The 19,294-nt window shown below is 63.2% G+C and carries 18 protein-coding genes and 1 pseudogene; 7 read left to right on the top strand and 12 right to left on the bottom strand.

Features of this window, described 5'->3' with window-relative positions; translation table 11 throughout:
* Nucleotides 1–96: 96 nt before the first annotated feature.
* From ACIGJI_RS15540 to ACIGJI_RS15530, 3 genes and pseudogenes are all read left to right on the top strand, one after another.
* Complete coding sequence (locus tag ACIGJI_RS15540) at nucleotides 97–1,227, top strand: FAD-dependent oxidoreductase (protein WP_366244623.1); 1,131 nt, start codon at nucleotides 97–99, stop codon at nucleotides 1,225–1,227.
* 47 nt (nucleotides 1,228–1,274) lie between these two features.
* Nucleotides 1,275–1,462 (top strand): annotated as a pseudogene (locus tag ACIGJI_RS15535) (transposase); the annotation flags it as partial.
* 71 nt (nucleotides 1,463–1,533) lie between these two features.
* Nucleotides 1,534–1,806 (top strand): antibiotic biosynthesis monooxygenase, encoded by a 273-nt coding sequence (locus ACIGJI_RS15530; protein ID WP_363447658.1) that lies wholly within the window; start codon nucleotides 1,534–1,536, stop codon nucleotides 1,804–1,806.
* A gap of 63 nt (nucleotides 1,807–1,869) precedes the next feature.
* Here ACIGJI_RS15530 and ACIGJI_RS15525 read toward each other — a convergent pair whose 3' ends face one another.
* Together ACIGJI_RS15525 and ACIGJI_RS15520 are read right to left on the bottom strand one after the other, a co-directional pair.
* Nucleotides 1,870–4,527: an excinuclease ABC subunit UvrA gene (locus ACIGJI_RS15525; protein ID WP_363447559.1), complete on the bottom strand. Its 2,658-nt coding sequence runs from the start codon at nucleotides 4,525–4,527 to the stop codon at nucleotides 1,870–1,872.
* Between the two features lie 198 nt (nucleotides 4,528–4,725).
* Nucleotides 4,726–5,064, bottom strand: coding sequence for an SOS response-associated peptidase family protein (locus ACIGJI_RS15520; protein ID WP_180964651.1), 339 nt, complete (start codon nucleotides 5,062–5,064; stop codon nucleotides 4,726–4,728).
* 128 nt (nucleotides 5,065–5,192) lie between these two features.
* Between ACIGJI_RS15520 and ACIGJI_RS15515 the strand changes: the two genes are divergently transcribed.
* Nucleotides 5,193–5,918: a tyrosine-protein phosphatase gene (locus ACIGJI_RS15515; RefSeq protein ID WP_363447556.1), complete on the top strand. Its 726-nt coding sequence runs from the start codon at nucleotides 5,193–5,195 to the stop codon at nucleotides 5,916–5,918.
* Between the two features lie 57 nt (nucleotides 5,919–5,975).
* Nucleotides 5,976–6,452, top strand: a complete 477-nt coding sequence (locus ACIGJI_RS15510; RefSeq protein WP_219846283.1) for an ATP-binding protein — start codon at nucleotides 5,976–5,978, stop codon at nucleotides 6,450–6,452.
* A gap of 291 nt (nucleotides 6,453–6,743) precedes the next feature.
* Here the strand turns inward: ACIGJI_RS15510 and ACIGJI_RS15505 are convergent, their stop codons facing one another.
* From ACIGJI_RS15505 to ACIGJI_RS15490, 4 genes are all read right to left on the bottom strand, one after another.
* Entirely contained in the window at nucleotides 6,744–6,962 is a 219-nt protein-coding gene (locus tag ACIGJI_RS15505; protein WP_146008274.1) for a hypothetical protein, read from the bottom strand.
* A gap of 153 nt (nucleotides 6,963–7,115) precedes the next feature.
* Nucleotides 7,116–9,017: a site-specific integrase gene (locus ACIGJI_RS15500; RefSeq protein ID WP_363447553.1), complete on the bottom strand. Its 1,902-nt coding sequence runs from the start codon at nucleotides 9,015–9,017 to the stop codon at nucleotides 7,116–7,118.
* The gene (locus ACIGJI_RS15495; RefSeq protein ID WP_363447550.1) at nucleotides 9,011–10,138 is read right to left on the bottom strand and encodes a tyrosine-type recombinase/integrase; all 1,128 of its coding nucleotides are present in this window, start codon (nucleotides 10,136–10,138) and stop codon (nucleotides 9,011–9,013) included. Before ACIGJI_RS15495 ends, ACIGJI_RS15500 begins: the two co-directional genes overlap by 7 nt.
* Complete coding sequence (locus tag ACIGJI_RS15490) at nucleotides 10,135–10,440, bottom strand: hypothetical protein (protein WP_363447547.1); 306 nt, start codon at nucleotides 10,438–10,440, stop codon at nucleotides 10,135–10,137. Before ACIGJI_RS15490 ends, ACIGJI_RS15495 begins: the two co-directional genes overlap by 4 nt.
* A 150-nt stretch (nucleotides 10,441–10,590) precedes the next feature.
* Here ACIGJI_RS15490 and ACIGJI_RS15485 point away from each other — a divergent pair, with 150 nt between their 5' ends.
* The gene (locus ACIGJI_RS15485) at nucleotides 10,591–10,938 is read left to right on the top strand and encodes a hypothetical protein (RefSeq protein WP_025103720.1); all 348 of its coding nucleotides are present in this window, start codon (nucleotides 10,591–10,593) and stop codon (nucleotides 10,936–10,938) included.
* Here ACIGJI_RS15485 and ACIGJI_RS15480 read toward each other — a convergent pair whose 3' ends face one another.
* The 5 genes from ACIGJI_RS15480 to ACIGJI_RS15460 form a co-directional block, all read right to left on the bottom strand.
* Complete coding sequence (locus ACIGJI_RS15480) at nucleotides 10,939–11,148, bottom strand: hypothetical protein (RefSeq protein WP_115642549.1); 210 nt, start codon at nucleotides 11,146–11,148, stop codon at nucleotides 10,939–10,941.
* A gap of 400 nt (nucleotides 11,149–11,548) precedes the next feature.
* Nucleotides 11,549–12,538, bottom strand: coding sequence for a hypothetical protein (locus ACIGJI_RS15475; RefSeq protein ID WP_363447545.1), 990 nt, complete (start codon nucleotides 12,536–12,538; stop codon nucleotides 11,549–11,551).
* Nucleotides 12,539–13,084: 546 nt separating this feature from the next.
* Complete coding sequence (locus ACIGJI_RS15470) at nucleotides 13,085–13,738, bottom strand: hypothetical protein (RefSeq protein ID WP_363447542.1); 654 nt, start codon at nucleotides 13,736–13,738, stop codon at nucleotides 13,085–13,087.
* A 74-nt stretch (nucleotides 13,739–13,812) separates the two neighbouring features.
* Entirely contained in the window at nucleotides 13,813–14,889 is a 1,077-nt protein-coding gene (locus ACIGJI_RS15465; RefSeq protein WP_366244627.1) for a plasmid recombination protein, read from the bottom strand.
* Between the two features lie 420 nt (nucleotides 14,890–15,309).
* Nucleotides 15,310–17,082 carry a phage/plasmid primase, P4 family gene (locus tag ACIGJI_RS15460; protein ID WP_363447536.1) on the bottom strand — a complete coding sequence of 591 codons (1,773 nt, stop codon included), beginning with the start codon at nucleotides 17,080–17,082 and terminating at the stop codon, nucleotides 15,310–15,312.
* 543 nt (nucleotides 17,083–17,625) lie between these two features.
* Between ACIGJI_RS15460 and ACIGJI_RS15455 the strand changes: the two genes are divergently transcribed.
* Nucleotides 17,626–18,186 (top strand): hypothetical protein, encoded by a 561-nt coding sequence (locus ACIGJI_RS15455; protein ID WP_363447534.1) that lies wholly within the window; start codon nucleotides 17,626–17,628, stop codon nucleotides 18,184–18,186.
* Between the two features lie 24 nt (nucleotides 18,187–18,210).
* Here the strand turns inward: ACIGJI_RS15455 and ACIGJI_RS15450 are convergent.
* A partial coding sequence (locus ACIGJI_RS15450) for a recombinase family protein (protein WP_366244629.1) occupies nucleotides 18,211–19,294 on the bottom strand: 1,084 nt, incomplete at its 5' end.

Raw genomic sequence — 19,294 nt, 5'->3', positions numbered from 1 at the left:
CGCGGTGACTTCGGGCTTACACAGCCCGCTGACGTCGTGGCAGCGGCCCCTTCTCTTGCGGCCTATCGCTAATCACCAACAGATCGAGGAACCGCGATGACAGGAACTGACGACGGCGTTTCCACGACGCGTTCACCCGAGATAGCAGTGATCGGGGGCGGGATCGTCGGTCTGTCGACGGCGTACGCGCTGCGGGAGCAGGGCGTGCGGGTGCGCTTGTATGAGGCTGGTCTGCCCGGGACGGGTCAGTCCGCAGGCGAGTCGCGGATCTTCCGGCATGCCCACGACGACCCGCGACTCGTCGCTTTCGCGCGCGAAAGCCGCGGCGTATGGGATGAGTGGGCCGAACACTTCGACGTCGAGCTCGTCTCATCAGACGGTGTCCTGGCGATCGGAGACAGCGCCCTGGCGCGGCTGCGGGTGCTCGACCAGGTCGGCGGCGTGGAAGCGCACGAGATCGACGCGGCCGAGGTCGCCCAGCGGATGCCGCTGCTCGCTGGGTACTCGGGGCCAGCGGTGCTCGACGAGTCGGGCGGCGCGATCCGCACCCGCGCCGCGATCACGGCACTCACGGGTGCCCTCGCAGATGCGGTCACCACCGGTGAGGTCATCTCCATCGATCCCCGCGCCGACGGGACGGTCGAGGTGCGCAGCGTCACCGACCGGGCTGTCTACTCCAAGGTGGTCGTGTGCGCCGGCCGCGAAACCGCCCGCCTGGCACGCAGCGTCGGCCTGTCGCTGCCGGTTCGCCTTGCCGCACACGTCAGGCTGACCTTCGACGTGAAAGCCGCCGCCCCGGCACGAGTCGCGTGCCTGCAGGACAGCAGCGGCGTCTTCGGCGAAGTCGGCGTCTACGCGACGCCGCTACCGGGCAACAGCAACTATTCGGTCGGACTCAGCGACACCGTCGGCGTCCGCGACGACGGAACTTTCATCGACCCGGCGGCGATTCGATCGCTGGACGAACGCGCACGCGAATACGTGACACGGGCGCTGCCCGGTCTCCACCCAGAGCCGCGCGACTTCCTTCACTGCTGGGTGACCGAACTCCCGTGGAGTGAGGACGGCGTGGCCGTGTGGGAGGCAGGCTCTGTCCTTTTTGTGGCCGGTCACAATTTGTTCAAGCAGGCACCTGCGCTGGGTCGCGCTCTTGCCCGGGCTGCGACCGGCGGCGGTCTCCGCGCCGAGCTCACGCCCGAAGCGCGCCTCGGCGAGGCCCAGAGCTAGGGCGTGTCTCCCAATCGCGTGGGGGGTGACCCGCGATTCTGGACAGCATGTCGCGGATGAGGGTGCTTTCGGATGGCGACTGGGAACTGGTCGAGCCGTTCATGCCGGCCCCGGATGGTAAGCGAGGTAGACGTTTCGTGATCACCGCACGCTGGTGGAGGGGATCATCTACCGGTACCGGGCCGGGATCGCGTGGCGGGACCTGCCCCCAGAGCCAGCCGGCCCTGGGACAACTCGCCCTATTAGCGGGCAATTCGACCCAGGAAGAGGTGATGTGATGAGCGTGACGAAGGGACTGCTTGTAGGCTGGAGGCCCTGCCCGGCAAGGAAGACGAGGTCCAGGAATTCCTCGGCATCGGGCGAGGGCTCGTCGAGGAGGAACCTGCCACCGTCGCGTGGTTCGCGATCCGTCTGGGCCCGTCCTCCTTCGGGATCTTCGACGTGTTCCCCGATGACGCCGGCCGCGACGCGCACCTGTCTGGCGCGGTTGCGACCGCTCTCGGCGAGCAGACCGGCAAACTGTTCAGCGAGCCGACGATTGAGAAGTTGGACGTCCTGGCCTCGAAGCTCCCCGCCTGAGACCACGACCTCGTCGAGCGTGCCGCTGTCCGATTCTCATATCGCACAGCGGCACGCTCGTCACTATGGGGTCACGTTGGTCGCTGCCTGCAGTGCGGCAGCGAGGTAGCCCGCGGAAGCACCGACGCCCTTATCCGCGACGTGAGCGGGCGTACCAGCTGCAACCACGGTCCCGCCGGCGTCGCCCGCGCCGGGTCCAAGATCGATCACGTGATCGGCCACCGCGATAACGCGCATGTCCAGCTCCGCGGCGACGACCGTGTTGCCTGCATCGACCAGCGTCTGCAGGTGCGCAACCAGACGATCCGTGTCGGCGCAGTGGAGCCCGGATGTCGGCTCGTCCAAGACGTACAGCGTGTCTCCGCGCTGCGCACGCTGCAACTCGGTCGCGAGCTTGACACGCTGCGCCTCACCCCCGGAGAGCTCGGTTGCCGGTTGACCCAACCGGAGGTAATCGAGCCCCACATCTGACAAAGCAGCCAGCGATCGAGTGATCTCCTCATCGCCAACGAAGAACACGTTCGCCTCCTCGACGCTCATCGACAACACGTCAGCGATCGAGCGCCCCCGCCACGTGACCTCGAGCGTTGATGCCTTGTATCGGGTGCCGTGGCAGTCGGGACATTCGGTGTACACGGAAGGCAGGAAGAGGAGCTCGACCATCACCGATCCCTCGCCCTCGCAGGTCGGGCAGCGCCCGTCGGCGACATTGAAGGAGAATCGGCCAGGCTTGTACCCGCGGGAACGAGCTTCCGGGGTGTCTGCAAATCGACGACGTACGTGATCGAACAGCCCGGTGTAGGTGGCGACGTTCGACCGCGGGGTCCGGCCGATGGGCCGCTGGTCGATGGTGACGAGCCGCTGTACACCGGTGACGGGCCCGGCGACGCGCCCATCGAGACGCTCCGGCGCATCCGCGAGGAGGGACTCGTCGCTGACCGGCTCGTCATCGGCCCGGACGGCCCGGCCAAGGCGGTCGCCAAGCAGCGACGGAAGCGCCTGGCTGACCAAGCTCGACTTGCCGGACCCGGACACGCCCGTGACCGCAGTGAAGACACCCAGAGGGATATCGACCGTGAGGTCGTGCAGGTTGTTCCGCGTCACGTTCTCCAGGCGCAGCCAACTGCGTGCCTCGCGGGGGGTGCGAAGAGGAAGACCGCGGCCGCCGAAGAGGTATCCGCGTGTCACGGACTCCTTGATGTCGGCGAGCCCGTCGGGCGCACCGCTGTAGAGCACGCGGCCACCGTGTTCACCGGCGCCGGGGCCGATGTCGACCAGCCAGTCCGCATGCCGCATCACAGCCACGGAGTGTTCGACGATGAACAGGCTGTTCCCTCGCCCCTTCAGTCCATCCAGGATCTCGAGGAGCGCCGCCACGTCCTGCGGATGCAGCCCCGCCGATGGTTCGTCGAGGACGTAGACGACCCCGAAAAGATCAGAGCTGAGTTGCGTCGCGAGCCGGAGTCGCTGGAGCTCGCCGCCCGACAGCGTTGGCGTCGACCGGCTCAACGACAAGTAGCCCAGTCCCAGATCGACCAGTGGACGAAGCCGCTGCAGCACTCCTGAAGCGAGCTGGACCGCAGCAGCACGCTTCTCTGGCGCTCGGCTTGCGGTGGGTCGCACATCGGGCGAGGGGGCAATGGGAGCCTTGCCAGCAGCGACCTGCTCTTCCTCCACGGCACGCGGAGAGGCAGCGTCGGAAGAGGCGGCCTCGTGGTCCTCTAAGCGTGCGACGACTCCCGAGAGGATCGTGGCAAGTTCCCGGAGCGGCAGTTGGGAGAATTCGGCGATGTCGAATCCTTCGAACGTGACCGACAGCGCCTCGGGCTTCAGCCGCTTGCCATCGCAGGCCGGGCAGATCGCAGCGGTGAGGAACTGCGCGACGCGCCGTTTCATAGAGGCGCTCTTCGTGTTCGCGAACGTGTCCAGAATGTACCGGCGAGCCCCGACGAATGTGCCCGAGTAGCTCGGCTCCACGCCTGCTTCGATCGCAGCTTTGGACTCAGAGAGTGTGAGCCGGGAGTGGACCGGAACGAAGGGGGTCTCATCGGTATACAGGATCCAGTCCCGGTCTTTCTTCGGCAGGTCCCGCCACGGCACATCGACGTCGTAACCGAGCGCAACCAGCACGTCGCGCAGCTGATGGCCGTGCCACGCGGTCGGCCAGGAAGCGATGGCGCGTTCGCGGATGGTGAGCGATGGGTCAGGGACCATCTGCTGCTCGTTCACCGTGTACACGCGGCCGATGCCGTGGCATTCCGGGCAGGCCCCTTGGACCGTGTTCGCGGAGAAGTCCTCCGCATACAACATCGGCTGCCCATCCGGGTAGTCCCCGACCCTCGAGTACAGCATTCGTATCAAGCTCGACAACGTGGTGATGCTGCCCACGGTCGATCGGGCGTTGCCGGCACCGCGCTGCTGCTGCAGGGCGACCGCCGGCGGCATCCCCGTGATCGAGTCGACATCGGGCACTCCCGCCTGATCGATCAGGCGCCGGGCGTACGGTGCGATCGATTCCAGATAGCGTCGCTGCGACTCGGCGTACAGCGTCCCGAACGCCAGCGAGGACTTTCCCGAGCCGGACACGCCGGTGAAGACGACCGTTGCATCGCGCGGCACCGTGAGGTCGACGTCCTGCAGGTTGTGTTCGCGGGCGCCGAGAACGCGAACGTCTGGCTGCACGGAGAGCTTGGGTGGCACGAACGAAGAGGATTCAACCATGGTCGAATGTTAGCCACGTACGGAACGGTCGGACGTGCTGCGACCTGAGGGAAGGGCTTCACACCGATCACGGCGCGGTGTGCGGCAGCGGTGGTTCGCAGTGCGACACCGCATCGAAGCAGATGTGAATGCTGAAGATCTTGGTGACTTTTCTCTCAGGCCGCGGATGTGGGCGGTGTGGTCACAGTGGCTTCGAACTCAACGGAGATCAACTTGCCGAGGACACGTGCCGGTGAGCTTCTCCGGAGTGAGCCACGCATCCCAGGTATCAGGCGTGAGGAATGCCGTCATCCGGTCATGCACCTCACCGCTGGCATCCCGCGCCTCGCGGGTGATGACCACGAAGCACCGCGACTTCTCACCGTTCGGCAGCTCCATCAACCAGGTGAGACCGGCGGCCGACAGCAGCCCTTTACCACGCAGAAAGTGCGGGGTCTCCGGCGTCTTGTCGCCGGTCCACTCGAAGTAGCCGCGCATCGGAACAATGCACCTGGCGGCCGAGAGGGCGGGCCCCCAGAAACCCTGCGCGAGCTTCACCGAACTAAGCAGACGCTCCGCCGAAAACGACCGTTTCCGGCGCTGTCACTCCTCGGGCCAGGGAATCACTGCCGCTAACGTTTGCCACAACCCCGGTTCGGCAAGGGTTTTCGGCAAGACTGGCAAACATGAAACCCACGCTCCGCATCGATGGTCTCGCCAATGTGCGAGACCTCGGCGGTCTAGAGCGCACAGATGGAACCGTGACACCCTCGGGCGTGTTTATTCGCTCGGAGAGGCTGGAACGAGTCGACTCGGAGGGGTGGCAAGCAATTCACGCCCACGGAGTACGCACCGTGATCGACCTTCGTCGACCAGATGAGTCGACGGGACAAGTCCCCCCGGCGGTCAAGCGCATCCACGTAGATCTTGACGGCAGCGATGAGACGGACTTCTGGAAGCAGTATGAAGAGGATGGCCGGTGGGGCACGCCCCTCTACTATCTCGCGCACCTCCAGGCGCTTCCAGACAGACTCGCGCTTGTACTGAACGCGATCGCTGACGCCGATGATGGAGCGATCCTCTTCCACTGCTCGGCAGGGTGGGATCGAACCGGCCTCGTCGCCGCCATACTCCTGAGGGCGGTCGATGTCACCGACGATGCCGCCGTCGCCGACTACCTCAAGTCATTCACGAACGCGGACGCGATGGCTGCGCTGCACGAACGATCTATTGAGGTCGAAGAACGACAGCAAATCCTTGGCCGATTCGGCCACACCGCAGAATCCGCGTTCCGCGACATGTACGGGAACTTGGATCTCGAAGCCTGGTTTAGCGAATCGTGCATCGCGCCTGAAACACGAGTGGCCATCGAGACGTGGCGGGGAGCGGCTGCCTCACTACGCCCGGTTTGACCTTCGCGTCTGCCGTAAATGATCGTTGCCAGAGCGGGCGGGGCTATCGTCGGAGTGATGATCAGAGTTGTTTTGATGTGCGGGCCGGCGGGATCCGGAAAGTCGACCGTTGCGAGGCGACTGGAAGCGGAAGGCATGGTTCGTCTTTCATTCGACCAGGAAGCCTGGCGCAGGGGCATCCGGACGATGCCCCTGCCGAGCGATGTGCATGAAGAGATCGAGCAGGAGCTCCGCGCCCGCCTCATCGCGCTCGTCGCGGCTGACCAAGACGTGGTACTCGACTTCTCGTTCTGGTCCAAGCGTGCCCGTCTCATCTATCGGAACTTGCTGCGCCCGCTTGGAGTAGTGCCTGAGACGATCTATCTCGCGACGCCAAGGGCAGTCGCACTGGGACGACTCGCGGCACGGAGCCACGAGCACGCGGACGACTATGCGCTTTCCAACGACGTCGCGGCAGACTACTTCGACCACTTCGAACCCCCGACCGCCGAGGAAGGTCCCCTGACGGTGCTCGGCGCGGAACCGTCGCACTGAGCGATCGATCGATGAGACGCAGACCTGAAGATCGATCACTGTCCGGCCACGATCGGCGTTGAGGCTCACGAGGGGTGTTCACGTCCAGTCTCACCAGGGTCAGCGTTGATGAGAAGCTCGCGGTCGGAGGCCCACCGAAAACGATCGATTTCGGTGGCCCGATGGAAGTTGCCTGCCGCAAGTGCGACACGCCGAGGATCGACGCGCCGTAACCCCCTGCCGAAACCCAAACGCACCGAAACGGGTGGTGTACCGTTTGCGACCGAAGTACTGTCCGTGAACCGCGAGGGGTCAAGGCGTGGGGTTTTCACCGTTCGGACGACGTCGTTCGAGGGTCAGCCGAACGATCTGGGTCATCTGCCCCAGCTTCTCCTCGGCCGCTCGGATGCTGATCTCGATGCCGTCCACTTCTCCAAGCCAGCCCATCCTCTTCGCCTCGGCAAGCCGTTCGTGGAGGTTGGCCAGGATGGATTCGAAACGCTGGCGTTGTGCCGGGTCCGGTCGTAGCATCGGGCAGCGGATACACGCGTGCTCGTGAATGCAGGGCGTTCCGTAGCCGCGTGAGCAGGACCCGAGTTCGACCTTGCGTTTGGAGAAGTGTGCGTGGAACTCCTCGAGCTCGGTCGCCGACGGATCGCGGTAGTCCTCTGCTGGTCTCGACGCTCATCGACGATCAACGAACTGGCGGAAGTGTCGAGCGACGTCTTCATCGAAAACTGCCGCGTATCCCTGGGTCGTGGAGAGATTCAGGTGTCCCATCACCTTGGCGAGGATGTGCACGGGTAGTCCCGATCTCAGAGCGTCCGTCGCGAACAGACGCCTGAAGTCGTGCGCAGTCAGACGAGTCTCAGGGGTGTCGAGGCCGGCCACTTGCACGGCATAAGCGACGAAGTTCTTGAAAGCGGCAGGGGAGAACACGCGGCGAACGTCGCCGTCTTTCCACTGGAAGAGGAATGGCAGTGGCGGGGAGAAATCTCGCTCGAGTGAGTCGTAGCGGATCACCAGGGGCACCTGATGTTCATCGCCGCGCGCTCTTTGGCGGAGACGAGCGAGAACATGTGCGAGCTCGGGAGAGACGAGTAGTACGCGTCCCCGATCCGATTTTGATGGGACGACCTGCAGCAAGAGCATCTTCTCACCCGTCGACGCTTCATAGGTGAATAATGCTGTGGCTGTGAGCTCCGCGACTTCTTCCTGACGCATGCCCGTTTCGTGCATGACGTGGACGATGGCCCAGGACCAGAACGCTCGTTCTGCGATCCGTGCCTGGAAAATGCGCTCACCTGTCGCGAGGTCTCGAATCGGGACCGCGGTCATCGACACACCGGGGCCTGCACCCGTCTCACGAAGGTACGCTCGCCCAGCCCACTCGAATCGCTCTCCGAGAGGAGTCGTGGTCGCCGCGCGCAGAAGTGACTCCTGATGCTCGAGGTCTGTGTCGATGGCGGCGAGGAGCTTCGGGACTCTAGGCGCGATCTTGCGGACTCGTTGATGGTGGGCGGCGATCACCCGTCGTCTGTGTTTCTGGTGGCCGGCGGTGTCGATCTGGGAGACGATGCTCGCAGTCGACCACGACGCCCAGTAGGCGTCGTGCGTGGCCCACACGGCGATGTCGAGGTACATGGCGCGCACCGCGAAGAGGGTGCGATAGCGGTTCTTCAGGCGTCCGACCGATTCCGTCTTCCACCAGTCAGCCACCTCCGGCGCGACACGTAGGTCGGCTTGCTCGGGATTGCGCGAGCGAATCTCCATCCAGAAGTTCCGGAGCAGTTCAGTCGACATCGCCTGCAGAGTTGGGTAGTCCACGCCCGGTGCTCGCGACCTGAGGTAGCGCGTGAACATCTCTGCGACGGCGGGCGGTTCGATCTTGTTCCTCGCGACCATCGCGGCTGCATCCGGCCTCGGCGACTTCGCGAGCTGGCGAAGAGGCGGGAGGTCGGGCGGAACGATGCCGAGCCGTTTAAGGATCTCGAGCGCGTCTGCGAGCCCGCGGCGGATGGGCTTGCGGGCGACGGCAGCGGAGGCCACGACGTCGTCGGCCGTGATCTCTCTGAGGTGTTTGCCGGTCGCCACCTGGAGGATCAGCATGGCTCGCAGTGTGTCTCGTGCGGCATCGGTGGGGAAGCCTTCGAGCGACCACGGCGAGAAGCCGTCGAGACGGATGCGACCCACTCGGTTGAGGAACTCTGCACTCGGCCGAAGAGCGTCGAGGCGAATGAAGATCGACACGGCTATGCCGGGGCTCGTGGCAAGTTCGCGAGCGACTTCGTTGAGGCCAGGGAAGGCGTCGTGCCAGGTCAGGCTCGGCATGTTCTCGACCCCGCTTGCGTCCCAGCGCCGTTGCCAGGTCTCGCCGGGGAAGGTCATCAGCGTATCGATGAAGATCTGAACGATCGGGCGATAGTCGTTTCGGATGCCATCGTCGTACGGCGTGTGAGGAATCGCGGCGTTGAGGAACACGCCGGGGCGCGCTCGTCCTCGGGACGGCCGGCGATGTCGACGGAGTTGCGGCGCTGTAGGCGCTGCTTCGATCGGGTCTTCCGTCTCGATGAGGTCTTTCACCATGATGCGTCCCCCAGAAGTTCGTCAAGATCGGAGCTGTCGTACGTCAACGCCGGAGCCTCCGGCGCGGGCCTAGGCTCTGACCGCGCCCGAAGGTGCTGAGCGACGCGCTCGATGATGTCGTCGTCATGCTGTTGGAGGTACTCCTGGGTCGTGGACAGATGCAGGTGGCCGAGAATGCGTTGGATGTCGCTAAGTGTCAGAGCGGGGTCGTTGGACATCCGCACGGCTGCAGTGTGCCGAAGGCCGTGAAGGCGCACCTTCGCATCTATCTCGAGGCCGACCCTGTTGAACATCGCTCTGGCAGCGTCATACCCGAACGGCCGATACGGGCGTCGATTCGTCCACCACACCGGGTTGCCCTTCGCGAGTAAATCGGGCGGCAGCGACTCTTGGTACAGCCGCAGCCACAGGAACGCGTTGGACGAGGCTGGCAGAGCCTGCTTCGCGCGAGTGCCCTTCCGCTCTACCGTGATGCGCTGGGATCCTGGGTCAACGTCTTCGAGATTCATGCCGAGCAGCTCTGAGGGGCGAGCCGCGCTGGAGAGGTAGAACTCGACGAGGGCTCGATCCCGCGTATTGCGGATGGTCTGAAGGATCTCGGCGACGCGCGACTCAACGATCAATCGAGGTGCTGTCTTCGGGACCTTCTGACGAAAGTCGGCCCGACGGTCGCGTCGGAACGCCAGTTCAGGGTTGTGGTGAGCGTTCAGCCCTCTGCCGCTATCGGCACGGCGCGCCGGTACGGGATTGATGATCGGACCGCGCTGTTGCGCAAGCTGATAGTCATAGAAGGCCGAGATCACGGCGAGGTTGTGATTCAGCGTCCGAGGCGAAAGCGGCCGAGGGCTCAGCGCTGAGGGTTGGCGACAGGCGAGCACGAAGTCGCGCACTGTCTCGCGTGCTGCGCGCTCCCAGTCCGCGCGCTCGAGCGCGAGGTGACGAAACCACCTCAGCAGGCCGTACGCGTACGACCGGCAGCTCGATTCAGCGTTCCCACGTGCCCAGAAGTCGAGCATGAAGTCCGAGACTGCGGCGATAACCGCGCCATCACCATCGATGACAGCCCAGAAGGGAGGGTCATCGAGGGCCAGTACGGCGCCGACACGGGTTCTCTCGCTCATCTAGTCGAGCATCGCATTGAGAACCGATAGGAGAGAGGCTTAGTTCGGTATACACACCTTCTCCATCCGGCGTTGACGATCGGTCCGCCCTTGGGACGGTTCGCCGGCTTCTGCCAGTCCCAGCGCACGAGCTCCAGGATCCGCCCCTCGCCGCGATCGCGCACGATCGGCGCATCCTGCGTGCGAGCGACCGAGTAGGCACCGGCCCACGACTTCCACCAGTCCTCGGGCTTGCCGCCATCGGCGACGTACTCCCGGATCAGCTCGTCGGTCTTGGCGTCGTTCGCGAATCGGCCGCACATGTGAGCGACCCTACGCCCGAGGTGGCGAGGACCGCTAAGTGTCGCCGAGTGCAGCGTTAATCGCCAAGCACTGCACTCGCCCCGTTCGGAGGCGGTTCCGAGCGCTCTTCGTAAACCTCCACGTCGTCGAGCACAAGTAGGATCGCGCTCGTGACCTCACCGGACCCAGTCGATCTCGCCCGCCGTCTCATCGCAGTTCTCGGCCCGACGCTCGTCTCGACGCTCGCTGGATCGCGCGATACGAGAGCAGCGCTTGCATGGAGCGAAGACGACGGCGCACGTCCAGACGCGGATGCGGTGCGTCGCCTCGAGTGGGCCGATGCGGTATGGCGTACCGTCAGCGACGCTGAAGGTGACCAGGTAGCGAGACTGTGGTTCATCGGCGGCAACCCGTTCCTCAGCGGCGATGACACCGTGATAACGGCGATCCGCGAGGGTCGGTTCAACGAGGTTGCCCGCGCCGCTCAGGCGCTGGTGGATGAATCCTTCTCGGGATAATCAGTTCGCGCGTTCGTCCTCAACCAGGGCCTGAAGCGCAGCATGCATCTCGGTTCGAGCGTCCTCGGGCGATAGCTCGCCGACGAGGATACGCCGAGCACGATCGAGATCCGCTGCGGTGGGCTGGTGTCCTCCGAGCTGTTGTCCTTTCTTGACAAGAGCAAGAGCACGGGCGGCTTCTGATGAACCTAAAGGCTGCTGATGATCCATCCTCTTCCTCTGGCGGCTTGTTGGAGTGGCGTCTGAGGCGAATCCCAAGGGCACGGCTGTTCTGCACAGTCTGGTCTTGAGAAAGCGGCCGATCAACACCGTCGAGATATTCGTAGCCACGCGGTAGCGGCGATGTAGCGCCATAGTTGAAGACCGAAATGGCCCAGGAACGGGGAGTTATGATGGCTGTAGCTGTGTAGCTCGCTCGAGGCAGTCGTCCTCAACGAGGAGGGGTAGTCTCCAGCTGATCGTTACTGTGGCTGTCGGACAGTCCCATTTCAGGGCTACTCAGCTACAGTTCACAAAAACCCTGGTTCAACTGGCAAATTGCGCGTAGCTGGGCGGTAGCTCGTAGGTGTTCTTGCGCTACCGCCCGCTACATGCAACTAACTCGCCACCATCACTTGCGCGCGTACCCGCTGAGGTATTGGCCGCGCTTCGGCATCGGCCAACGGCCTGCGAGCAGGCGAAGTCGTTCATTCTCCAGGGAGGGATCCTCGTCCCAGTACTTCCTGTCCCAGCGCCAGCCACCGACCATTTTGATGGCGTGCTTCAGTTGCTGAGCAAAGCCGTGCGCGGGCTTCACTCGCTCGACGCCGAGAGATGCTTGCTCGTTGACCCACCCGTCGTACAGCGCCTCGAGCAGCGAGTATGGAACGTAAGACGTGGTGAAGCGAGGCATGAAAAGCAGTGCGAAGCACAGTATGTCGGCGTGCGCACCCTTTGTGAAAAAGGGACCGTCGTGACCAGCGTGCCGAGGTCTCTGGCGATCGATGTGGTTGAGAAGCCGGCTCGTGCTGTTCTCAACTGCTGACACAGTTGCGATGTGAAGCTCCTGAAGCTGGGCACGCACGCTGATCGGACGCTCCGAAGGAGAATCGACGTCCATCCATTCGGCGACAGCCACCAGTGTTTCGCCGGCACTCCTATAGCTATTCACCACGTGCACGCTGATGGGGATGTCGTTCTCGCGAAGTCGCCTCACCGCCTTGAGCGTGGCTACGTCGACGCTCCCTGCGACCAGTTCCATCGTCTGGGTCTGATTCAAGGTCATGGGCATGGGCATGCCGAAGTGCTCCTCGAACGCTTCGGCGAGAGTGGGCCTCACTGATCCCTGCGACCGCGTACGGTTCCGCGTGTATTCCTCGAAGATTCGCTCCAACGCTGCGCGATCCAGGGTGTCAACCCATGCCGCGTACGCCACCAGCTGTCCGATAGCGTCAGCCTTCGCGCGGCCTCTCTTGCACTCTGTTGTGATCGTCGAGCCCGTTGCCCTGAGCTTGAGTAGGTCGAGCACGTGACCGTCCGGCGTTCTCACTTGTCGGCCGATCGTCATGGCCTTCTCGCCGGTCAGCCCTGGTGTGGCCTCGACAAAATCTTCGAGATCCATTTCATACCTGAACTCAACGGGATGGAGCGGTTCGAGACTGCTCGTCGTGAGTCTCCAAAGCGAGTCAGGGCCAGCTATCCGGCGGACACTCATGCCGTGACTCCGAATGCCAGATCATCGCCAGGGTCCGGGGCTTGAACGCGAGGCTTGCTAGTTGTACTCATCCTCGGAATCTAGCGACGACCGCAGACATGCTCGTCGGCTGGACGCAATTCCGGTAGTGGGCTGATTGCACGGCTCGTCACACATGGATCTGGATGGTCTCCTGGTGGCCCCCGCATGGTCTCCACGAGGCCTTCCGGTGTCCACTACTCAGCGCAGCTGTTGGCCAGACAAGCCGGAGTGGCCTCTTCCGGGTCTCGAGGTGGCCACGGAAAGGCCTGTTCGAAACCGCGAAGAGACCGCCGCGGCCTGCTTGTATTCGGGTGTCCACTGTGAGGCCATTGCGAGGCCAGTTGGAGACCAAGGAGAGCCCAGATGGCCTACTTGCGAACGGAGAAGTTGCGAGCAGCGATACGCGACACTGGATTCTTAAACAAGCAATCGTCATCGCCACCGCTGTGCTTCGAGGATCGCCTCAAGCGCATCAATTCCGCCGCCAGCACGGAACCACTCCACCGGTGTGTGCTTGCCCTCAATCATCATCGTGTCCTGGGGCGTAGACATCAATCCAGAGACCGAGATCCAGTGCTTCTTCCCGAGGAGCGCGATGATCTCGGTCAGGTGCGGCAACACTTTGCCGGGAGACGACAGGCTGAACTGCCACCACGGGAAGCGGCGATGACCCGCGACATCGACGGCGTAGAGTCTCCCCGCGGATACCAGGTCGTCGAGTTCCTGATTGTTGAGATCCAAGAAGCCTCGTACGGCGTCGTCCGACATGCTTCGGTGCAGCCCCGCGACGAGGGTGTTCGCGGCGATGGCGGGTAACGAGCCCCGACGCACTCGTAGCTCGATGTCGTCGAATTCTTCGGGAGTGAACTCACCGGAGGTGATCAGGAAGTCGATTTCCTCGGGGGATAACGACGGCTCGTCGACTATCGGGCGTTCGGCAAGAAGCGACTCGGTCAGCGCCTGGGCGATGTAGTTACCGTCCCCATTGAGGCGGGCGATCGCATCCTCCAACGCGCGCATCGCGTCTTCCGAGGGGCGAGGCATCAGGTGTGCAGTAGCTTTCGATCGGAATTCGTCTCTGGTCATGCGGCCAGCGTAGAAGCGGCCGGGGACGTTGAGGAGACGCAGCCCAATCTGGCGGCGCCTCCTCTAAGCAAGCTCTAGAGTTCGAGCGCGTCTCGACGCTTTTCGACGTGCGTCGAAGCTGGTCCGAGCTTCGCTTTGATCTCACTACGCATCTTGATCCGATCTGCTTCGAACCGCGTGCGAATCGGCTTCCCTGCAACTGTTGTCCTGTCAAGCCAGCGCTCGAAGAACGGCGGGAGGCTGTCGAGACGCTGATTGTTCAATGCCAAACGATCGCGCTCGGCCGCAGCTTCTTCGCGAGCGCGTTCTGCCTTCAGGTGCGCCTCGCGTGCGCGCAATGATGAGGTTCTCGCCGCCGCAGCTTCATCCGCCGCTCTTGCTCGCGCGGCAGCAGCTTCCCGATGGCGCTCGGCGACCTGCGTCTCGCGTTCGGCGAGCTCCTTCTCTCGCTCATCCAGCACGGTGGAGCGCTTCGCGAGGCGCTTGTTTCTCTGCAGGCTCACGTCGAGCTCGAACTCGAGGGCACTCGCTGCATCACGTAGCCGGTCCGCCTTGGCCTGGAACTCGCTGCTGCTGAGGTGCTCTCGTGATCGTTCGGTAACTCGATACTCGACGTCGTAGCCTGCAGCGGCCACGGCGTCCCGTACTTCCCGGTGTTGCCGTTTGAGGTCCGCCGGCCCCTCTAGGTGCATCGACATGCCAATGATGTTCTCCTCTCCGAACTCGCCACGCGCCCAGCGGATCGCAGCATGCGTGTACTCGGCTGCTCGACGATTCAACCCTTCCTCGCGCCAGTCGGGGTTGTACTGCTCGAACCACTTCGGATCAAGCTGGAGCACCACACCTCGGATGAGCACGGCATCCCTCCGCAGCGCGCGCTGGACCGTGCTGAGACGCTGCTGAAGATAGTCATCGAATTCGTCGCTCGGCGGTCGGCCATCAACCGACTGGGGACGCCTGTAGCCACCGTTTCCGTCGTTTACAAAGGTGCTGTTCAGCTTGGTGCGGTCGGCCACGATGTTGGGGTTCGCCTGGGGGAAGTGGAAGCCGGCTGCTTGATCGACGTCTCTCGCGATGTGTCGGAAGAAGGCCTTGGCGTGCCCTCCGCGCCCCACTTTGTGGGAGACGTCATAGGTCATTGTGTAGCTCATGCTTCACTCCTGTCTGGATGGCCGAGACGAAGCCCCGCAGGGTCCCTGGTGCTTCGGAGGAGCAGAACGCGCGCCAAAGTGTATGGGGCTACACCTTTTCTTGAGATGAGATTGCGCCGCACGCGCACCGACAAGCACACGAGGGGGCGGGGTGCGAGTGAGCTCCGCCCCGGGGCTGAGCCGTCTGAGGCTCCATGATTTGTTCTGGCCGAGCAGGTGCGGTCCACGAAGGTCGGCTCCGTACTGCGCGGCTCACGTCGCGAGTGATGTCTTCGAGTAGAACATGCCGCCCAGTCACCGGGTGCGGTCTCGAGCGGTGCTGGCGCGAGTTCAGATTGCATGTCTTCCTTTCCTGGTTCGGGTAGCGGTGTGGCATCGGCCGCGCCGCTACCCGAACCTTCAGATGCTGAGGTGGTCTCTTCAGTCGTCGTCTTCGTCTGGGGTCGTGCCCGCACTCTGGGTACGCAGGAGGCCCTTGTAGTTCGTCTTGAGCGTTGGCAAGCAACGACGGCTGGGGTCGCTGCCCGAGTAGTTCGTGTTCATCCAGTCGGTAAGCCTGAGGTCATCGATCAGGGGCTCGGGCGACGACATCCGTGTGCCGGGTCGGACCGAGGTGTTAGTGGGGGACCAAGCAGTTGACGACTTCAGATGCTCGCGGAGCGTCTCCGTGAACTGATTGAGTCCTTCGACAGTGCCACTCGGTTCGACGCGGCTATACCAGCCCTTGTAGGCGTCGTAGAGGAAGCTCCATGGCAGGAGGTCCCATACGAACTGATCCTCGTGTTCCTCCCACCAGCCGACGACCTTGTTGTTGGTTGTGAACCAGCGGTCGAGTGCCTGCTTCGACACAATCGGCTCGTCGAAGGCGGTGTGAGTCATCTGGAGAGCGCGCTTCAGGACGTAACCAAGCACCTCGGGATCTCGCAGGTACTTCAACTTGATGTCGACGTTCTCCGAGCCGCTGAAGTCCTTGGTCATCGGCACGAGAAGCATGCGGCGCTTCACGGATTTTGATTTGTCCTTGATACGCGGGCTTGTTTCATTGAGGCAATGCACCTCGATGCCGTTCCAGCGCATGTGAATCACGTCTTTACCTTTGAACTCGACCTGGAAGACGTCGCCAGTTACGCAGGCCTTCCAGTCGTCGGTCCTCGACGCGAAGGCGCCCACCGGATTCTCATCGACGAGATTGACACTCCGAGTGATCAGGTCGCCCAGTCCGAACCTGTCGCCGAATCGAGCCAACGAGATGGAAGCACAAGCGGCTTCGCCCACAAGATTGCGGAGGAGGCTCACCAGCGTGCCCTTGCCGCCGTTACCGTCAGTGCCCACGAGGAATACGGACTTGTTCCAGGGATGGTGTGGGCGCAGAGTCGCGCTCACCACCTGCCACAGCAGCTCGGGTATGCCCTCGTCGTCGGACAGGCTGTTGAACCACTCCTCGACTTCCCACTCCGTTCCGTCGCTCTGCTTGATACGGGGACTTTGCGCGGTGGGGTCGTAGTCGCGCTGGATCTTGGACAGAAAGACCCACTCAGGTGAGAACTCTCGGAGTTCCTGCGTCGCGTGATCGAGCACGCCGTTAGCTACCGGAATCAGACGAGGCTCCTGAGTGCGCATCACGATAGGGGCGTGCGTGCGCAACTTCCGGAGGGTGGATTCGACTCCGGCGTCGGTGAAGGACGGACGGAGCTCGCTGACCAGCCTCTTCAGTCTCGGCACGCTCGTGTTGTATAGGCCGCGGAGCGGTCCATCGTCCTCATAGATCGCCAGCACTCCGTTGTTCTCACCACCGTGTCCGCCAGTGAGGTCGACCGTCACAAGGCGATGCCGGGAGAGAAGGATCTGGATCACCGAGAACTCGTCGAGCCGATGCACGGGCGCAAGCGCCGGAGCAGATGAGTGCTTCCGCCCCATGTTCTCGAGCGCGATCTCTGCGTTAATCCGGGTCAGCGCACAGTCGCGCAGTTCCTGCGGAGAGACATACCTACGGTGCTGAATCGATTCCAGGTAGGTCGTGACTGCCCGTTCGGTGAGAGTCTCAACCGATGCGCGTGCGGGCTTCGGTCCGGAACGACCTGAGTCGCCGCTCGAATCCTGCTCCGGTTCCTCGATAGAATCGAAAGCGACGCCGCCAAGTGTCTCTTCCGCCTCAGTGTTTTCCGCGCTGGGGCGGATCTCGTTGGTGGTCACTTGCTGCGACCTCCAGAGAACAGGCCCCGAAGACGCAGCGATTGTTGTTGCGACAGCGGGGGAGCTGCTGCTGCTCGGTCCCGAGCCCAAACGCGGATGCTCTCGGTGTTGTGCGCGATCGTCTTTTCTTGGACGCGCTCCATCACGCCCGCGCTCAACGTGCGCTCCGCGACGGGGTAACAAGCTTCGAGCGGTATGCCGCTAGGTCCTCGGGCAAGATTCGCCAGAGCCCGGCGAACTTGTATGCGGTGAGCTTACCTAGGCGAATGTCCGCCCGGAGGACGAAGCCTGATCGGCCAGTGATGTCCTCCGCCTGAGCTACGGTGAAGGCGCTCAGTAGAGTTTCGTGCGTTGGTGTCGTTGAATCGGTGGATCCCACGGAACACTCCTTGTCAGTATGTGTCCCGAAGAGGCCGCCGCGACGGGACTGAGTGTTCCGGCCACGATGGAAGTTAGATGATGGCTCCGCCGGTTCGTTCTTCTGTTGTATCCATTACATTACATACATGGCAGAGTAATGTCAAAGCTATGCCAGGAGGTCTCATGCCGATCACACCAGAGTCCGATATCGAGCAACGCGGATGGACGGTGGAGACGACCGGGGCGGTCCACGCCCAGCCAGGGGTGACAATCCCCGTAATGGTGGACGCGCAGGGACCGCTCAAGTCAGCCCCTGGAGGACTAGCTCAACAACAGGGATTCGAGCTGCGGGTGCAGGCCTCGTTCGACCCAGACCGCGGCCACTACCTCTTACGAGGCCTTTCTGTGAAGGCGCCCGCCGCCGACGAGGTGACCGGCACCTTACTTCGAGGAATCGCACCGTTAGCTGTGCTCAGATGGATCCTTCCACGCACTTTCGAACTCAACCACTCGGCCCTCACGGCGGCGGTGGTCAACTTCGTTGCGCCGGAGCTTCGAGACGTTCGCGATCCGGATGGCCTTGAGAAGATTCGGTCGGTCGACCTGAAGGACGTCGCGACCATCTACTCACTCGCCAGCATCGTCCGTTACCCACCGGCCAAAGCGGTCGCCGAGGCATTCGAGTTTCCATCGCGGACGGCAAGTAACTGGATTGCGCGAGCTCGAGCGGCGAACCTGATCTGACTGGATGCAGCCGCCTAGGTAGAGTCATCGCCAGTCGAAAGTCACACGTTCCGGATTCAAACCACGCTTGCCCACTGCCTCTGCCGGCACCCGATGCACCCGAGGCACGATCAGCTCGCGGATGATGTGACGCTGACGAACGATATCGCCCTTGTCTGTCCACTCCGCCCACGTGTCTCGCACCTGTCGGGATCGGACGAGTTCGACGATGAGAGGGTCAGCGCCGGCAAGCAACTCAAGCCGCTTCTGCGCCGCCGCAATCTTCGGTTCGACGAGGTCCCGCTGCTCGGTGAGCATACGTAGATCCCGACGGCGCTCGGCCTCCGCCGCGACCTGCTCGAGCCATTGCTCATGGCCTCGGATCTCGTCGAGTATCGACTTCCGGTCGGCGTCCACTTCCTCATCTTTTCCACCAAGCGTGGCGAGGAAGTCAGGGCGTTCGAGGCGAGCGAGGACTAGCTCGGTAACCAGCAGGTCGAGATGCTCTTCGCGCATCGAGACGTGGAATCCGGGTCGTCCCGGCGTGCCGATGCAGTTGTAGGCGTAGTAGCGAGGCCGGGGGATGACCGTGCCATCTTCGTCGACCTTCGATGAGCCGGCATTCTGTTTTCCCGCCCGCATCCGGGCGCCGCAGATTCCACAGAGAGCGATCCCGGACAGCAGATGGGTAGCGGGCCAGTTGTTCGACTTGAATCCACGTGATGTCATCGCAGACTGGAGGCGCTGCCAGTCGTCGGGGTCGATCAAGGCCGGCCAGATGCCATCGTACGTCGCAGTCTTGCCCTCGCGAGGGTTGTGCACTCGCTGCCCCATGTACACGGGCATGGTCAACATCTGCTTCACAGCGGGCGCGGTCCAGCCAAGCGACCGTCGGTGTTCAGAGCGCGCGGGCCGTCGCGGTGGGATCTCACGTTCGTTGAACGTCGCTGCGATGTCGTAGTACGAGCGGCCAGCAAGCACCATCGCTGCCGCTTCCTTGACAACCCAGGCTTGATCCGGGTGCTCGATGATCTGGGCGTGAGGAACGAACTGGTGACAGGTTCGGTTTAGGCCGCGAGTGTGAGCGGCTCGGCTAGCTTGGCTTCGAACTCGATGGGCGTCAAGCCGC

Origin of the sequence: Microbacterium sp. NPDC064978, from assembly GCF_044543605.1 — a bacterium.
In the GTDB taxonomy this organism is placed as follows: Bacteria; Actinomycetota; Actinomycetes; order Actinomycetales; family Microbacteriaceae; genus Microbacterium; species Microbacterium meiriae.
The sequence above is the reverse complement of the archived record's forward strand: the minus strand, read 5'-3'. Positions and strand labels throughout refer to the sequence as shown.

Excerpts from the sequence above, each read along its gene's own strand:
- ACIGJI_RS15540 (WP_366244623.1), top strand. The coding sequence starts at position 97 with ATGACAGGAACTGACGACGGCGTTTCCACGACGCGTTCACCCGAGATA.
- ACIGJI_RS15525 (WP_363447559.1), bottom strand. The coding sequence starts at position 4,527 with ATGGTTGAATCCTCTTCGTTCGTGCCACCCAAGCTCTCCGTGCAGCCA.
- ACIGJI_RS15515 (WP_363447556.1), top strand. The coding sequence starts at position 5,193 with ATGAAACCCACGCTCCGCATCGATGGTCTCGCCAATGTGCGAGACCTC.
- ACIGJI_RS15510 (WP_219846283.1), top strand. The coding sequence starts at position 5,976 with ATGATCAGAGTTGTTTTGATGTGCGGGCCGGCGGGATCCGGAAAGTCG.
- ACIGJI_RS15505 (WP_146008274.1), bottom strand. The coding sequence starts at position 6,962 with ATGCTACGACCGGACCCGGCACAACGCCAGCGTTTCGAATCCATCCTG.
- ACIGJI_RS15500 (WP_363447553.1), bottom strand. The coding sequence starts at position 9,017 with ATGGTGAAAGACCTCATCGAGACGGAAGACCCGATCGAAGCAGCGCCT.
- ACIGJI_RS15495 (WP_363447550.1), bottom strand. The coding sequence starts at position 10,138 with ATGAGCGAGAGAACCCGTGTCGGCGCCGTACTGGCCCTCGATGACCCT.
- ACIGJI_RS15490 (WP_363447547.1), bottom strand. The coding sequence starts at position 10,440 with ATGTGCGGCCGATTCGCGAACGACGCCAAGACCGACGAGCTGATCCGG.
- ACIGJI_RS15480 (WP_115642549.1), bottom strand. The coding sequence starts at position 11,148 with ATGGATCATCAGCAGCCTTTAGGTTCATCAGAAGCCGCCCGTGCTCTT.
- ACIGJI_RS15475 (WP_363447545.1), bottom strand. The coding sequence starts at position 12,538 with ATGGATCTCGAAGATTTTGTCGAGGCCACACCAGGGCTGACCGGCGAG.
- ACIGJI_RS15470 (WP_363447542.1), bottom strand. The coding sequence starts at position 13,738 with ATGACCAGAGACGAATTCCGATCGAAAGCTACTGCACACCTGATGCCT.
- ACIGJI_RS15465 (WP_366244627.1), bottom strand. The coding sequence starts at position 14,889 with ATGAGCTACACAATGACCTATGACGTCTCCCACAAAGTGGGGCGCGGA.
- ACIGJI_RS15455 (WP_363447534.1), top strand. The coding sequence starts at position 17,626 with ATGCCGATCACACCAGAGTCCGATATCGAGCAACGCGGATGGACGGTG.